Source organism: Pseudomonas arsenicoxydans (assembly GCF_006438915.1).
Classification (GTDB): domain Bacteria; phylum Pseudomonadota; class Gammaproteobacteria; order Pseudomonadales; family Pseudomonadaceae; genus Aquipseudomonas; species Aquipseudomonas arsenicoxydans_A.
Genome location: NZ_RCZE01000007.1, coordinates 137811 through 152513 on the forward strand (window position 1 = coordinate 137811; position 14703 = coordinate 152513).

Consider the following 14703-nt stretch of genomic DNA (forward strand, 5'->3'; position numbering starts at 1 on the left):
TTTGTGTACGCCGCAGATCAAATGTGGGAGCGGGCTTGCTCGCGAAGGCGGCATCGCAGACGCTACCTATTCAGCCTCAAGATCCTCGATCCCATGGGCCTCCCGATCCGCCAAACAATGCCTGACCCACTCCTGCGTCTCCGCCGAAAACCCCGCCAACTCCTCAGACGTGATCAACTCCCGCGCGCACAACCCAAGTAAGTGCGACTGAGCCTCGTGCCGCGAAAACCTAAACACACCAAACGCCCAATACAGCTCCTTTTGTCTGGACTGAAGCAGCTCTTCAGTAGCTTCGATCCGATCATAAGGCTCCAGGCTTTTATCCAGCACGGTGCGCTCGACCTCCTCCATGATCCGGATACACATCCGCTCATGCGCCAACGGCCGCAACGCGCTATATCGCTTCCAGTCCGACTCGTTCATGTGCGACTCCTGCCTTGTTCAGGCTTTAAGCATAGCTGCGCTCAGGGAGGCATCGGCGCAATTCTCCAATTGCGCAGTGCTCAAACCTCGCGCAATCATCAACACAATCACCGCCACCCCTAGCAATAAAATCTCGATAAATTTGTGTTTTCGAGTATTCCTCTCAATTTTTTTCGACTGCTTGCCATCCTTCACCCCCGAGGTTAGGGTTGAAGGCATGAAAACCTTTCACACCCTCATTCAGCTTCGCCAGCACCGCAGCCTGTGCCTCGTCAGCGCACGACTGCCAGGCTGAATCGCGGTGCCTCGCCCCACGCTTTCCCCCAAGACAAAGAACAGTTGATCCACCGGCAGGCCGCCTTTTTTCGGCCAACACAATAAGGATTCCCCCGATGAGCATGCTCAAAGACCCGTCTTCGAAATACCGCGCGTTCCCGACAATCGACATCCCGGACCGCACCTGGCCGTCGAAGACCATCACCGCCGCGCCGATCTGGTGCAGCTCTGACCTTCGTGATGGCAACCAGTCGCTGATCGAGCCAATGGACGCGGTCAAGAAACTGCGCTTCTGGAAAACCCTGGTGTCGGTCGGTGTGAAAGAAATCGAAGCCTCGTTCCCGGCCGCATCGCAAACCGACTTCGACTTCGTGCGTACCCTGATCGAAGGCAAGCACATCCCGGACGACACCACCATTCAGGTGCTGACCCAAGGCCGTGAAGACTTGATCGAGCGCACGTTCGAATCCCTGCGCGGCGCGAAGAAAGCCATCGTTCACCTGTACAACGCGACCTCCCCTTCTTTCCGCCGGATTGTCTTCAATCAGGACAAGGACGGGATCAAGGAAATCGCCGTCAGCGCGGCCAAGTTGTTCGTCAAATACGCCGCCCAGCAACCGGACACCGAGTGGACCTTCGAGTACTCACCAGAGACTTTCAGCGCCACCGAACTGGAATTCGCCAAGGAAGTCTGCGATGCCGTGATCGAGGTCTGGAACCCGACACCTGAGCACAAGATGATCCTCAACTTGCCTGCCACCGTCGAATGCGCCACCCCGAACATCTACGCCGACCAGATCGAATGGTTCGGCCGTCACATCAACCGTCGTGACAGCGTGATCATCAGCCTGCACACCCACAACGACCGTGGCACCGGTGTCGCCGCTACCGAATTGGGCCTGATGGCCGGCGCCGACCGTGTCGAAGGCTGCCTGTTCGGCAACGGCGAGCGTACCGGTAACGTCGACCTCGTGACCGTGGCGCTGAACCTCTACACCCAGGGCGTTCACCCTGAACTGGACTTCTCCGACATCGACGGCGTGCGCAAGGTCGTCGAAGAGTGCAACCAGATCCAGGTACACCCACGTCACCCATACGTGGGCGATCTGGTGCACACCGCGTTCTCCGGCTCCCACCAGGATGCGATCCGCAAGGGCTTCGCCCAGCAGAAACCGGATGCCTTGTGGGAAGTGCCGTACTTGCCGATCGACCCGGCCGACATCGGTCGTAGCTACGAGGCGGTGATCCGCGTCAACAGCCAGTCGGGCAAGGGCGGTATCGCTTACCTGCTGGAACAGGAATACGGCATTAACTTGCCACGCCGCATGCAGATCGAGTTCAGCCAGGTCGTACAGCGCGAAACCGACCGCCTGGGCCTCGAGATGACCGCTCAACAGATCCACGCGTTGCTGCACAGCGAGTACTTGCAAGCCAACACCCCGTACGCGCTGGTCAGCCACCGCCTGCAGGAAGAAAACGGTCACAGCGCCGTGGAAGTGGAAGTCTCCAGCAAAGGTCAGGGCGAAACCAACCTGCACTGGCGCGGCAAAGGCAACGGCGCACTGGAAGCCCTGGTGGCCGGCCTGCCGATTCCGGTGGAGATCATGGACTACAACGAACACGCGATCGGCGCGGGCACCAATGCCAAGGCTGCGGCCTACATTGAACTGCGTGTGAACGGTGAACGTGCGGTGCACGGTGTGGGTATTGATGAAAACATCACCACTGCCAGCTTTAAAGCACTGTTCAGCGCGCTGAACCGCTCGCTGAGCCAGCCGGAAGCGAAAGCGGCGTAAGCCTGTCGCCGTAATGCAGAAGGCCCCGAGGTGCGAACCTTGGGGCCTTTTTGTTTGCCTGTGTTTTTTGTATGGGCTGAGCCGGCCCCTTCGCGAGCAAGCCCGCTCCCACATTAGACCGCGATTAAATGTGGGAGCGGGCTTGCTCGCGAAGAGGCCGGGGCGGTCAGCGAAAATCTCAGGTGAACTCGAACGTATCTGCGTCAAGGTTCGCCGGGAAACGCGTGCGATAGGCCTGAAGGTCCGCAGCATTCAGGACTACCTGAAACACACCGTCGGCCTCGCCGGCACTGAGCAGGGTTTCGCCCTGGAAATCCAGCACCTGACTGTCACCGGTGTACGCGAAACCTTTGCCATCGGTGCCGATGCGATTCACTGCGGCCACGTAGCAGAGGTTTTCGATGGCCCGTGCCGGCAGCAAGCGATTCCAATGCTGACGCCGCGCCCCCGGCCAGTTGGCGGTATACAGCAACAGATCGGTGTCGTGGGCATCGCGGCTCCAGACCGGGAAGCGCAGGTCGTAACAAATCAGCGGCCGCACGCGCCAGCCCTTGAGCTCGAACTGCACCTGACGCTCGCCCGGCGTGTAGTGGTTATGCTCGCCGGCCATGCGGAACAGATGGCGCTTGTCGTAATGCCACACCTCCCCGTCCGGCCGCGCCCACAGCAGGCGATTGCGATGACTGCCGTCTGCGGTTTGCACGATGATGCTGCCGGTGATGACCGCGTCGTGCTTCGCCGCCTGAACGCGCAGCCACTTGCTGGTCGGACCGTTTTCCGCCTCCGCCAGCGTTTGCGACTCCATGGAGAAACCGGTGGTGAACATCTCCGGCAGGATGATCAGGTCCGCGCCGCGCGCCTGCTCCAGCAACTGCTCGAAATGCTCGAGGTTGGCTTGCCGGTCGTGCCAGGCCAGCGTGGTCTGGATCAGCGCGACATTCAGGTTGGGCAGTGCACTCAGATCACGCATAGTTTTGCCGCTGCTTCACGCAGGGTCTCCTCGCGTTTGGCGAAGCACAGGCGCACCAGGCGCTGGCCTTCGGGTGGGGTCTGGTAGAACACCGAGATCGGGATGCTCGCCACACCATGTTCGCGGGTCATCCACAGCGCCATCTCGACGTCATTGAGGTCCGGGCGGATTTGCGAGTAGTCGACCAATTGGAAATAGGTGCCGGTCACGCGAGTGAAGCTGAAACGCGACGGTACCAACAGGTCGCAGAACAGATCCCGCTTGGCTTGATAGAAACCGGGCAACTCTTCGACGTGTTCCGGGTGCTCGGCCATGAAGTCGGCCAAGGCAAATTGCAGCGGAGTGACGCCGCAGAAACTGACGTATTGATGCACCTTGCGCAGCTCGGCGGTGAGCGCCGGTGGTGCGACCACGTAGCCGGTTTTCCAGCCAGTGACGTGGTAAGTCTTGCCGAAGGAACTGACCACGAAAGCGCGTTGATACAGCTCTTCGTGATTCAACACGCTGACATGAGGCACGCCGTCAAACACCAGGTGTTCGTAGACTTCATCGCTGACCAGATAGATGTCGCGACCCCGAATCAGATCCGCCAACTGATCCAGCTCCGCCCGGCTGATCAGCGCCCCACTCGGATTGTGCGGCGAGTTGAGCACGATCATCCGTGTACGCGGCGTGATGGCGTCAGCCAGTTTCTGGAAGTCGATGGAAAAATCATTCAGCCCGAGTTGCACATGCACGCAGCGTCCACCGGCCAGCTCCACCGACGGTTCATAACTGTCGTAGCAAGGATCGAACACGATCACTTCGTCACCGCTGTGGATAACCGCCTGAATCGCGCAGAAGATCGCTTGGGTGGCGCCGGGGGTGATGGTCACTTCGTGATCGGCATCGACGTTGACGCCATAGCTGCGAGCAATCTTCGATGACACTTGCTGACGCAGCACCGGCAGGCCAGTCATTGGCGAATACTGGTTATGGCCATTGGCGATGTGCCGGCCGACCGCATCGCACAGGGCTTGCGGGGCATCGAAATCGGGAAAACCCTGGGACAGGTTGATCGCCCCGGTTTGCGCCGCGAGTTGAGACATCTGAGTGAAGATAGTGATGCCGACATTCGGCAGCTTACTGGTGATCATCGGTGAGCCCCTGCAGGTGAGCTGCAAGTTTCCAGCGACAAGCTGCGAGCGGTCAAGCCTCAAACCTTCAGGCACAAAAAAGGGCCCCGAACAGGACCCTTTCTTGCGTTAACTTGAAGCTTGCAGCTTGAAACTTAAAGCTGCTTCTATTTCTTATCGCGGCGCTTTTTGTCGGCCTTTTTGTGGTGCGACATCATGCGACGCTTCTTGTTGACCTGTCGGTCGGTCAGCGTGGTCTTTTTGCCTTCGAACGGGTTCTCGCCGCCCTTGAACTCGATGCGGATCGGCGTACCGACCAGCTTCAAGACACGCCGGTAAGTGTTTTCCAGGTAACGAACGTAAGACTTCGGCACCTTCTCGATCTGGTTACCGTGGATCACGATGATCGGCGGGTTCGCACCACCCAAGTGGGCGTAACGCAGCTTGATCCGGCGGTTGTTGACCATCGGTGGCGCGTGCTCGCCAACCGCATCTTCCAGAATCGTGGTCAGGCGGTTGGTTGGCCAGCGAGTGACCGCAGACTTGAACGAGTTCTGTACGGAGGCGTAGAGGTTGCCAACGCCCGTGCCGTGCAGGGCCGAGATAAAGTGAATGTCGGCGTAGTCAACGAAGAACAGTCGACGTTGCAGCTCGACCTTCACGAAGTCGCGCTCGCTCGGCGTCATGCCGTCCCACTTGTTGATCGCGATAACCAGCGCACGACCGGCTTCAACGGCAAAGCCCAGCAAGTTCAGGTCGTGGTCCACCACGCCTTCGCGGGCGTCCATGACGAAGATCACCACGTTGGCGTCTTTGATCGCTTGCAGGGTTTTGACCACGGAGAACTTTTCAACTTCTTCGTGGATCTTGCCGCGCTTGCGCACACCGGCTGTGTCGATCAGCGTGTACTTCTCGTCGTTACGCTCGAACGGGATGTAGATACTGTCGCGGGTGGTGCCGGGCTCGTCATACACGATGACCCGGTCTTCACCGAGCATGCGGTTGACCAGGGTCGACTTGCCGACGTTCGGACGGCCGATGATCGCGATCTTGATCCCGTCTTTTTCGCTTGGGCCAGGAATGCGCTTGGCTTCCTCGCCTTCGGCAACGATCTCTTCTTCGCCTTCTTCCGACTCATCTTCATCTTTCGGGAAGGTGCTCAGAGCGATTTCCAGCATCTGGGTGATGCCGCGACCGTGAGCACCGGCGATTGGAATCGCGTGGCCCATGCCCAACGGGGCGAACTCAGCGCGGGCCATTTCAGGGTCGATGTTGTCGACCTTGTTGGCAACCACGTAGGAACGCTTGTTACGTTTGCGCAAATGCTCGGCGATCATCTGGTCGGCGGCGGTGAAACCGGCCTTGGCATCTACCAGGAACAGAACAACATCTGCTTCTTCAATGGCCAGCAGCGACTGCTCGGCCATTTTTTCGTCCATACCGTGCTCGTCACCGGAGATACCGCCGGTGTCGACCAGAATGTAGGAACGCCCTTGCCACTTGGCCTCACCGTATTGGCGATCACGGGTCAGACCGGACAAGTCGCCGACGATGGCGTCACGAGTCCTGGTCAGGCGGTTGAACAAGGTGGACTTGCCGACGTTCGGTCGGCCCACCAGGGCGATTACGGGAACCATGCGGCTCTCCACTTCGTTATTTCAGAAAATACAAAAGCCGCTGCGAGGCAGCGGCTGGTGCTCGGGGCAACGCTTGAGGGCGCCGCAAGCCTTGCAGAACAAGGCCGCTTGGGGGTTAAACCCCAAGCATAGTCAAACCTTTACTTAATGGTCAGGGCTTCCAGTTTGCCGCTGTTGCCATACACATAAATCGTGTCACCCACCACCAGCGGACGGGCACGCAGGCCGTCGCTGTCGATGCGCTCGCGGCCGACGAAACGACCGTCCACCTGACTCAGCAGGTGCAGGTAGCCTTCCATGTCGCCGACTGCAACGTAGCTAGAGAACACTTCCGGAGCCGACAGTTGACGACGGGCCAGCGAGTCGTTGCTCCACAATGCCGTGGTGGAACGCTCGTCGACGCCTTCAACAGTGCCCGCAGACAGGCTCACGTAGACGTTGCCAAAACCCTGGGCGACACCGGCATAGCTGGAAGCATCACGCTGCCAGAGCTGACGACCGCTTTGCAGGTCCAGTGCCGCAACGCGACCCTGGTAGCTGGCGACGTACAGGGTTTCGCCGGACAGCAGCAGACCGCCGTCGATGTCGACCACGCGCTCCAGTTCCGAACGACCCTGTGGAATCGCTACCCGTTGTTCCCATACCGGCACGCCGTTGGAAATGTCGAGAGCGACTACTTTACCAGTCGACAGGCCAGCCACCGCGAGGCGGTTGGTGACGATCGGTGCGCTGGTGCCGCGCAGGGTCAGGACCGCAGGGGTGCTGTCATACAACCAGCGCTGGTTGCCGGTCGCGGCATCCAGACCGATCAGACGGTCGTCCTGAGTCTGAACCACAACTACGTCACCGTTGTTGGCCGGCGGTGCGAGGACTTCACTGGTCACGCGAGCGCGCCATTTCTCTTCACCGTTGATCGCGTCCAGGGCAACGATTTCGCCTTTGAGCGTGCCAATCATGACCAGCCCGTAACCCACGCCAACGGCGCCGGAAACAGGCAGTTCGAGATCTTTCTTCCATTTGACGTCGCCATTGCTGCGATCCATCGCGACCACCACGCCAGTAACGTCGGCAGCATAGATGGTGTCGCCATCGATCGCCGGTACCAGCATGTTGTAGGTTTCGCCCTGACCGTCACCGATCGAACGACTCCACTGCTTGTGCAGGACCACTTCTTCTTTGAAGTCGACCAGCTCGGCAGGCGGCAATTCTTTTTTGCTGTTGCTGCTGCAACCCGCGGCCAAAATGGCCAGGGCCAGCAATGCTGCATGTTTCCAACGAATCACGTCACGCATCCCCTTTGGCCAGATCGTCCAGCTTGATTTGTAGACCGCCGACCGCCGCTTCATCCGACAGCGCTGCCTTGGCTTTTTGATACGCCTTGTTCGCTTCGTCGGTACGACCCAACTGCACCAGCAGGTCGCCTTTGAGTTCTTCGCGAGTGGCCAGGAATGCTTTGTCGGCATCGCCTTCGAGCAACTTCAGGGCTTCGTCGGCCTTGTTCTGCGCGGCCAGTACCTGCGCCAGACGCTGACGGGCAATTTCACCCAGCGCCGGGTTGGCCGGTTTGGCGATAATGGCTTTCAGCTCGGTGGCGGCGTCGTCCAGCTTGGCGCTGTCGACCGCGACTTTCGCCACGAACAGGCTGCCGTATTGCGCGTAGGCACTGCCGGCGAACTCGCTGTTGAGCTTGCCAGCCAGGTCGGCAACACGGGCTGCGTCGGGCTTGCCGTCAGGTGTCAGCGTGGTTTCGAGCAATTGCTGATAGAGCATCGAGGCGCCTTGCGACTGATTGCTCTGATACTTGTGAAAGGCTTGCCAGCCGAACACGATGACCAGCGCCAGCAGGCCGCCAGTAACCAGGGGCTTGCCGTTGCGTGACCACCAGTCCTTCAAATCCGCCAGTTGTTCGTCTTCGGTACTCGACACCCCAATACTCCTTAATCGCTAAATCAGCTGTTTGACAGCTTCAACCCTGCACGACGCAGGTGGCCAGGTGTGCAGCAAGCGCATCCCAGGCAATGCTTTGTTGTTCGCCCTGGCCACGCAGGGGTTTGAAACCTACCACTTGCTGGGCCATCTCATCGTCACCGAGGATCAGCGCATACAGCGCACCGCTCTTGTCGGCCTTCTTGAACTGGCTTTTGAAGCTGCCGGCGCCGGCATTGACTTGCAAGCGCAGGTTGGGCAATTGATCACGGACACGTTCGCTCAGGGTCAGGCCGGCGAGTTCCGCCGCTTCGCCGAAGGCGCAGAGGTAGACGTCGACCTGACGGGAGATTTCTTCCGGGATCTGCTCCAGGGTCTCAAGCAGCAGCACCAGACGCTCGATGCCCATGGCGAAACCAACGCCCGTGGTCGGCTTGCCGCCCATCTGCTCGACCAGACCGTCGTAACGACCACCGGCACACACGGTGCCCTGGGCGCCCAACTTGTCGGTGACCCATTCGAAAACGGTCTTGCTGTAGTAATCCAGCCCGCGAACCAGCTTCGGGTTGATCACATAAGGAATGCCGGCGGCGTCCAGACGAGCCTTGAGGCCCTCGAAGTGCACGCGGGACTCATCGTCCAGGTAATCGGCCATTTTCGGCGCGTCGACGAGGATCGCTTGGGTGTCGGCGTTCTTGGTATCCAGAACCCGCAGCGGGTTGGTCTTCAGACGGCGCTGGCTGTCTTCGTCCAGCTTGTCCAGATGCCCGGACAGGAACTCGACCAGCGCCTCACGATAGCGACCGCGCGATTCAGCAGTGCCCAGGCTGTTGAGCTCGAGCTTGACCGCATCACGAATGCCCAACTCGCCCCACAGGCGCCAGGTCAACACGATCAGCTCGGCATCAATGTCCGGACCGTCGAGGTTGAACACTTCGACACCGATCTGGTGGAACTGGCGATAACGGCCTTTCTGTGGACGCTCGTGACGGAACATCGGGCCGATGTACCAGAGTTTCTGCACCTGGCCACCGCCGGTGATGCCGTGCTCAAGCACTGCACGCACGCACGCAGCCGTGCCTTCCGGACGCAGGGTCAGGGAGTCGCCGTTGCGATCTTCGAAGGTGTACATCTCTTTTTCGACGATGTCGGTCACTTCACCGATGGAGCGCTTGAACAGCTCGGTGAACTCGACGATCGGCATACGGATCTGCTTGTAACCGTAGTTATCCAGCAGACGCGAAACGGTGCCCTCGAAATGACGCCACAGGGGAGTCTGTTCGGGCAGGATGTCGTTCATGCCACGAATGGCTTGCAGAGACTTGCTCACAATAAATCCTTAAATTCGTTCGGCTCTTGAGTCCGGCTCAGCCACGCGCAATAACGGCAGCGTCAGCTTCGACCTTCTCGGCCGCTTTCTGGCGGATCAAGCGTTCAAGCTCATCCACCAGATTGTCATTCGTCAGTTTCTGCGACGGCTTGCCGTCGATGTAAATCAGGTTGGGTGTGCCGCCGGTCAAGCCGATATGGGCTTCCTTGGCTTCACCCGGCCCGTTGACCACGCATCCGATGACCGCGACATCCAGCGGCACCAGCAGGTCTTCGAGGCGCCCTTCCAGCTCGTTCATGGTCTTGACCACATCGAAGTTCTGCCGCGAGCAGCTCGGGCAGGCGATGAAGTTGATGCCACGGGAACGCAGATGCAGGGACTTGAGAATGTCGTAGCCGACTTTCACTTCCTCGACCGGGTCAGCCGCCAACGAGATGCGAATGGTATCGCCAATCCCTTCGGCGAGCAGCATACCGAGGCCCACGGCGGATTTCACTGTGCCTGAACGCAAACCACCCGCTTCGGTGATGCCCAAGTGCAGCGGCTGGACGATTTCCTTGGCCAGCAGGCGGTAAGCTTCGACGGCCATGAACACGTCGGAGGCCTTCACGCTGACCTTGAAGTCCTGGAAGTTCAGGCGCTCGAGGTGCTCGACGTGACGCAGGGCAGATTCGACCAGCGCCGCCGGGGTCGGCTCGCCGTACTTCTTCTGCAGGTCTTTTTCCAGGGAGCCGGCGTTGACGCCGATGCGGATCGGAATCCCGCGATCACGGGCGGCATCGACTACCGCGCGGACGCGATCTTCACGACCAATGTTGCCCGGGTTGATGCGCAAGCAATCGACGCCCAGTTCGGCTACGCGCAAGGCGATCTTGTAGTCGAAGTGAATGTCGGCCACCAACGGCACTTTAACCAGTTGCTTGATCTTGCCGAAGGCTTCGGCGGCATCCATGTCTGGCACGGAAATGCGCACGATATCGACGCCAGCGGCTTCCAGACGATTGATCTGGGCCACGGTGGCGGCGACGTCATTGGTGTCGCTGTTGGTCATGCTCTGCACAGCGATAGGCGCATCGCCGCCAACAGGCACGTTACCGACCCAGATCTTGCGGGATTCGCGACGTTTGATTGGAGATTCGCCGTGCATGACTTATTGACCCAACTTCAGGCGAGCAGTCTCGCCACTGGTGAACGGAGCGACATCAACCGCCTGACCGTTGTAGCTGACCTGTGCACCACGGGCAAAGCCCAGGCGCACGGCAAACGGCGGCTTGCCGCTGACGGAAACGCTATCGCCTTTACGCTTGAGACCACTCAACAGCACTTTGCCGGTGCCATCGGTCACTTGCGTCCAGCAATCGGCGGTGAACTGCAGCTGAACCTGGCCTTGGCCGGCCACTGGAGCCGACGCAACCTGAGCTTGGGCAGTCGGAGCAACCGGAGCGGTCACTACCGGTGCCGGAACCGCGGGAACAGCCGGCGCCGGAGCAGTCGGTGTTGCAACCACAGGGGCAGTGTTGTGCGCTGGAGCGACAACCACTGGCGCAGCGCTGTGCGTCGGAGCTACCGGCGTCGGTGCTACCGGAGCAGCAGGCGCGGTTGCTTCAGCTTCAGCCGGGGCTTCAGAGGAGGTCTCTGCTTGTGGCAATGCCAGCGAAGTAGAGCCTTCAGCCTGACCTTGCGCGACGGCCTGGTCTTCCGGCTCGTCCAGCGGATGGATCTGGGTGGTGCCGTCGGCGCCTTCCACTTCAACGTGTTCCGGGGCGAGGCTGGTCAAATCCTTGTTGCGCAGTGAGGCTTGATCCTGCCACCAGACAAAACCGCCACCAATCACCGCGATCAGCAACAACAGGCTGACGATGCGCAAAATGGTATGGGAAACCCGCACCGGCTCTTCGATACGCCCCAGGCTGTGAACGCTGCTGCCCTTGGAATCGGTGCCAGTGGATTGGTCGAACTGCTGGACAAGAACGGCCTGGTCCATGCCGAGCAATTTGGCGTACGCACGGATATAACCGCGAGCAAAAGTATGCCCAGGCAGCTTGTCGAATGCGCCGGCTTCAAGATTGCTCAAGGAGGTAACAGTGAGGTTGAGCTTGAGGGCCACTTCGGCCAGCGACCAGCCATTGCTTTCGCGGGCCTGGCGCAAAGTCTCACCGGGGTTAACGCGATTCGCTGCTACAACTTCGGGATGCGCCGCTTTCATCATTGCTCCGACAGGTATTGCTGATATTCCGGCGTACCGGGATAGAGTCGTTTTAGTTGCAGGCCTGCACTTGCGGCCTTGTCGCGATCTTCGAACACGTTTGCCAGCCGAACGCCGAGCAATAGACTACGTGCATTTTGCTCGGCCAGCAGGCTAAAACGATCGTAATAGTCACGCGCGGGCACATAATGCCTGTCTTCGAAGGACAACTCAGCCATTTCGAGCAATGCACGTGGCTGTTGGCGATTCAAACGCAGGGCTTTTTCAAGTTGCTGCTGTGCAAGATCACGCTCGCCCAGCTTTGAAGCGGTCATGCCCAGGTTCTCGAATACTCGCGAACGCTCAGGATACAGCGTATCGGCGGCGGCCTGTTCAAAGCGCTCGTACGCCTCTTTGTAGCGTTTTTCCTCGAACAGGAAACTGCCGTAATTGTTCAGGATTCGTGCGTCGTTGGGGCGGGAGGACAGCGCCTTGCGAAAATGCTGGTCGGCCAGTTCCGGCTCCATTTCGGCCTGGAACACCAGACCCAGCGCGGCGTTGGCATCAGGGTCCGAGTTATCCAGTTCCAAAGCCTTTTTCAGCGGGACTTTGGCGCGCTCAGTCATGCCCTGCTGCAAGTACCCCAACCCCAACTGCACATAGGCCACACGCGCTTCATCGCGCCCCTTGCTGGTCTTCATCGGGTTGAAATCGCCCGACAGGACGCAACCAGTACATAGACTGGCCCACAGCAAAAGCAGCGCGAAGCGCAGGGACATAGAGATCCTCTCTTTAATTATTTCGCAGCGTTTGTAGCCATATCGTTTTCGGCGCTCAACTCGCGCACGGCGATATAACGTTCGCTGCGACGGGTGCGATCCAGCACCTGTCCTACCAATTGGCCACACGCGGCATCGATGTCTTCACCGCGGGTGGTGCGTACGGTGACATTGAAGCCTGCATGGTGAAGCTGATCCTGAAACCGGCGAATCGCGTTGTTGCTCGGGCGCTCGTAACCGGAATGCGGGAACGGGTTAAACGGAATCAGGTTGATTTTGCACGGGATGTTCTTGAGCAGCTCGATCATCTCAACGGCATGCTCAACCTTGTCGTTGATGTCCTTGAGCAAGGTGTACTCGATGGTCAGCACACGTTTTTCGCCCAGGGACGACATGTAGCGCTGGCACGACTCGAGCAGCATCTTAAGCGGATATTTCTTGTTGATCGGCACCAATTGGTTACGCAATGCGTCATTTGGTGCGTGCAGCGACAACGCCAGGGAGACGTCGATGTGCTTGGACAGCTCATCGATCATCGGTACCACGCCGGAGGTCGACAGGGTCACTCGGCGCTTGGAAATGCCGTAGCCCAGGTCGTCCATCATCAGGTGCATGGCCGCGACGACGTTGTCGAAGTTCAGCAGCGGCTCGCCCATGCCCATCATCACCACGTTGGTGATGGCACGGTCGGCAGTCGCCGGGATGCTGCCAAACGATTTATTGGCAATCCACACCTGACCGATGACTTCGGCGGCGGTGAGGTTGCTATTGAAACCTTGCTTGCCGGTGGAGCAGAAACTGCAATCCAGGGCACAGCCTGCCTGGGACGAAACGCACAGAGTGCCGCGTTTGCCCTGGGGAATGTACACGGTCTCGACGCAGCTGCCGGACGCCACGCGCACCACCCACTTACGGGTGCCGTCGGTGGAAATGTCCTCGCTGACCACTTCAGGACCGCGAACTTCAGCAATCACCTTGAGCTTGTCGCGCAAGGCTTTGCTGACGTTCGTCATGGCGTCGAAATCATCGACGCCAAGGTGGTGAATCCATTTCATTACCTGACCGGCACGGAAACGCTTCTCCCCGATCGAGTCGAAGAATTTTTCCATTTCCTGTTGAGTCAGACCCAGCAGGTTAGTTTTTACAGTCGATGTAGTCATGGATTCACCTTCACTCTTAAGCTAATGCTCAGCGAGTGGTTACTTCAGTAGCTGCGAAGAAGTACGAGATTTCGCGAGCAGCAGCGGCTTCGGAGTCCGAACCGTGTACGGCGTTGGCGTCGATGGAGTCAGCGAAGTCAGCGCGGATGGTGCCGGCAGCAGCTTCTTTAGGGTTGGTAGCGCCCATCAGCTCACGGTTCAGAGCGATAGCGTTTTCGCCTTCCAGAACCTGAACAACAACCGGGCCGGAGATCATGAAAGCAACCAGGTCACCGAAGAAACCACGAGCGCTGTGCTCAGCGTAGAAGCCTTCAGCTTCAGCTTTGGACAGTTGCTTCAGTTTCGAAGCTACAACGCGCAGGCCTGCTTTTTCGAAACGAGTGGTGATCTCGCCGATGACGTTTTTAGCAACAGCGTCAGGCTTGATGATGGAGAAAGTACGTTGAACAGCCATGGTGTAACTCCAGAAACGGTAATTTGTGAAAAATTAAACCCGCGAATTATACGCGGGTTCTTGGGTATTGCCTAACTGCGTACGGTGCAGACTCAGTCTGCTTCTTCGATCCAGGCAGCCTGAATGGCTTCAAGCACCTTCTCGCCACCGCGGGTCGGATCATCACTGAACTCCGGCAATGCCAGCACCCACTTGTGCAGATCGACGAAGTTCACGTAACGCGGGTCCACTTCCGGCTTGGATTCAGCCAGCTGGATCGCGATTTCCAGCACATCAACCCATTTCAGACTCATGTCACTTCCTTGAATCAGTGCGGCGCTTCAGCCGCATGGTTGAGCGAGTATTTCGGAATTTCAACGGTCAGGTCTTCAGTCCCGACAATCGCCTGACAGCCTAGACGAGATTGCGGCTCCAGACCCCAGGCCCGATCAAGAAAGTCTTCTTCCAGCTCATCGGCTTCTTCGAGCGAGTTAAAACCTTCACGAATGATGCAGTGACACGTGGTGCAGGCGCAAACGCCGCCACAGGCACTTTCCATCTCGATATGGTTGTCATGAGCCACTTCGAGAATGGACTTACCGGTTTCAGCCTCGACAACCATCCCGTCCGGGCAATGCTCGGCGTGAGGCAGAAAAATGATCTGCGGCATCAG

The 14703-nt window shown here is 58.9% G+C and carries 16 protein-coding genes; 1 reads left to right on the plus strand and 15 read right to left on the minus strand.

The features are described 5' to 3' along the window. Positions 1–66: 66 nt before the first annotated feature. Together EAH78_RS16340 and EAH78_RS16345 are read right to left on the minus strand one after the other, a co-directional pair. Complete coding sequence (locus tag EAH78_RS16340; RefSeq protein ID WP_140668429.1) at positions 67–423, minus strand: hypothetical protein; 357 nt, start codon at positions 421–423, stop codon at positions 67–69. A gap of 18 nt (positions 424–441) precedes the next feature. After that, complete coding sequence (locus tag EAH78_RS16345; RefSeq protein WP_140668430.1) at positions 442–642, minus strand: hypothetical protein; 201 nt, start codon at positions 640–642, stop codon at positions 442–444. Positions 643–815: 173 nt separating this feature from the next. Between EAH78_RS16345 and leuA the strand changes: the two genes are divergently transcribed. Continuing rightward, a complete protein-coding gene (gene leuA, locus EAH78_RS16355) occupies positions 816–2495 on the plus strand; it encodes a 2-isopropylmalate synthase (protein WP_140668431.1) in 1680 nt (559 codons plus the stop codon). Between the two features lie 178 nt (positions 2496–2673). On the opposite strand, the gene EAH78_RS16360 is transcribed toward leuA, so the two are convergent. The 13 genes from EAH78_RS16360 to fdx all read right to left on the minus strand — a co-directional run bounded on the left by EAH78_RS16360 (position 2674) and on the right by fdx (position 14700). Continuing rightward, a complete protein-coding gene (locus EAH78_RS16360) occupies positions 2674–3465 on the minus strand; it encodes an amidohydrolase (protein WP_140668432.1) in 792 nt (263 codons plus the stop codon). Then, a complete protein-coding gene (locus EAH78_RS16365; RefSeq protein WP_140668433.1) occupies positions 3453–4601 on the minus strand; it encodes a pyridoxal phosphate-dependent aminotransferase in 1149 nt (382 codons plus the stop codon). The genes EAH78_RS16360 and EAH78_RS16365 overlap by 13 nt, the downstream gene beginning before the upstream one ends. Positions 4602–4747: 146 nt before the next feature. Further along, complete coding sequence (gene der / locus EAH78_RS16370; protein ID WP_140668434.1) at positions 4748–6217, minus strand: ribosome biogenesis GTPase Der; 1470 nt, start codon at positions 6215–6217, stop codon at positions 4748–4750. A 140-nt stretch (positions 6218–6357) separates the two neighbouring features. Next, positions 6358–7509 (minus strand): outer membrane protein assembly factor BamB, encoded by a 1152-nt coding sequence (gene bamB, locus EAH78_RS16375; protein ID WP_140668435.1) that lies wholly within the window; start codon positions 7507–7509, stop codon positions 6358–6360. Beyond that, positions 7502–8143, minus strand: coding sequence for a tetratricopeptide repeat protein (locus EAH78_RS16380; protein WP_123435022.1), 642 nt, complete (start codon positions 8141–8143; stop codon positions 7502–7504). The genes bamB and EAH78_RS16380 overlap by 8 nt, the downstream gene beginning before the upstream one ends. A gap of 40 nt (positions 8144–8183) precedes the next feature. Continuing rightward, a complete protein-coding gene (gene hisS, locus EAH78_RS16385) occupies positions 8184–9473 on the minus strand; it encodes a histidine--tRNA ligase (RefSeq protein WP_140668436.1) in 1290 nt (429 codons plus the stop codon). A gap of 37 nt (positions 9474–9510) precedes the next feature. Beyond that, complete coding sequence (gene ispG / locus EAH78_RS16390; RefSeq protein WP_045057725.1) at positions 9511–10620, minus strand: flavodoxin-dependent (E)-4-hydroxy-3-methylbut-2-enyl-diphosphate synthase; 1110 nt, start codon at positions 10618–10620, stop codon at positions 9511–9513. A gap of 3 nt (positions 10621–10623) precedes the next feature. Beyond that, entirely contained in the window at positions 10624–11679 is a 1056-nt protein-coding gene (locus EAH78_RS16395) for a RodZ domain-containing protein (protein WP_140668437.1), read from the minus strand. After that, positions 11679–12437, minus strand: coding sequence for a type IV pilus biogenesis/stability protein PilW (gene pilW / locus EAH78_RS16400; RefSeq protein ID WP_140668438.1), 759 nt, complete (start codon positions 12435–12437; stop codon positions 11679–11681). Before pilW ends, EAH78_RS16395 begins: the two co-directional genes overlap by 1 nt. A gap of 17 nt (positions 12438–12454) precedes the next feature. Next, the gene (rlmN, locus tag EAH78_RS16405; protein WP_027922755.1) at positions 12455–13597 is read right to left on the minus strand and encodes a 23S rRNA (adenine(2503)-C(2))-methyltransferase RlmN; all 1143 of its coding nucleotides are present in this window, start codon (positions 13595–13597) and stop codon (positions 12455–12457) included. 28 nt (positions 13598–13625) lie between these two features. Then, positions 13626–14051: a nucleoside-diphosphate kinase gene (gene ndk / locus EAH78_RS16410; RefSeq protein WP_007916882.1), complete on the minus strand. Its 426-nt coding sequence runs from the start codon at positions 14049–14051 to the stop codon at positions 13626–13628. 92 nt (positions 14052–14143) lie between these two features. Beyond that, a complete protein-coding gene (gene iscX, locus EAH78_RS16415) occupies positions 14144–14344 on the minus strand; it encodes a Fe-S cluster assembly protein IscX (protein WP_017340315.1) in 201 nt (66 codons plus the stop codon). A 14-nt stretch (positions 14345–14358) separates the two neighbouring features. Continuing rightward, positions 14359–14700: an ISC system 2Fe-2S type ferredoxin gene (gene fdx, locus EAH78_RS16420; RefSeq protein WP_133840209.1), complete on the minus strand. Its 342-nt coding sequence runs from the start codon at positions 14698–14700 to the stop codon at positions 14359–14361. Positions 14701–14703: the final 3 nt, after the last annotated feature.

What these genes read in the sequence shown, in the direction of transcription:
- EAH78_RS16340 (WP_140668429.1), bottom strand. Translation starts at nt 423, where the DNA reads ATGAACGAGTCGGACTGGAAGCGATATAGCGCGTTGCGGCCGTTGGCG.
- EAH78_RS16345 (WP_140668430.1), bottom strand. Translation starts at nt 642, where the DNA reads ATGCCTTCAACCCTAACCTCGGGGGTGAAGGATGGCAAGCAGTCGAAA.
- leuA (WP_140668431.1), top strand. Translation starts at nt 816, where the DNA reads ATGAGCATGCTCAAAGACCCGTCTTCGAAATACCGCGCGTTCCCGACA.
- EAH78_RS16360 (WP_140668432.1), bottom strand. Translation starts at nt 3,465, where the DNA reads ATGCGTGATCTGAGTGCACTGCCCAACCTGAATGTCGCGCTGATCCAG.
- EAH78_RS16365 (WP_140668433.1), bottom strand. Translation starts at nt 4,601, where the DNA reads ATGATCACCAGTAAGCTGCCGAATGTCGGCATCACTATCTTCACTCAG.
- der (WP_140668434.1), bottom strand. Translation starts at nt 6,217, where the DNA reads ATGGTTCCCGTAATCGCCCTGGTGGGCCGACCGAACGTCGGCAAGTCC.
- bamB (WP_140668435.1), bottom strand. Translation starts at nt 7,509, where the DNA reads ATGCGTGACGTGATTCGTTGGAAACATGCAGCATTGCTGGCCCTGGCC.
- ispG (WP_045057725.1), bottom strand. Translation starts at nt 10,620, where the DNA reads ATGCACGGCGAATCTCCAATCAAACGTCGCGAATCCCGCAAGATCTGG.
- EAH78_RS16395 (WP_140668437.1), bottom strand. Translation starts at nt 11,679, where the DNA reads ATGAAAGCGGCGCATCCCGAAGTTGTAGCAGCGAATCGCGTTAACCCC.
- pilW (WP_140668438.1), bottom strand. Translation starts at nt 12,437, where the DNA reads ATGTCCCTGCGCTTCGCGCTGCTTTTGCTGTGGGCCAGTCTATGTACT.
- rlmN (WP_027922755.1), bottom strand. Translation starts at nt 13,597, where the DNA reads ATGACTACATCGACTGTAAAAACTAACCTGCTGGGTCTGACTCAACAG.
- ndk (WP_007916882.1), bottom strand. Translation starts at nt 14,051, where the DNA reads ATGGCTGTTCAACGTACTTTCTCCATCATCAAGCCTGACGCTGTTGCT.
- iscX (WP_017340315.1), bottom strand. Translation starts at nt 14,344, where the DNA reads ATGAGTCTGAAATGGGTTGATGTGCTGGAAATCGCGATCCAGCTGGCT.
- fdx (WP_133840209.1), bottom strand. Translation starts at nt 14,700, where the DNA reads ATGCCGCAGATCATTTTTCTGCCTCACGCCGAGCATTGCCCGGACGGG.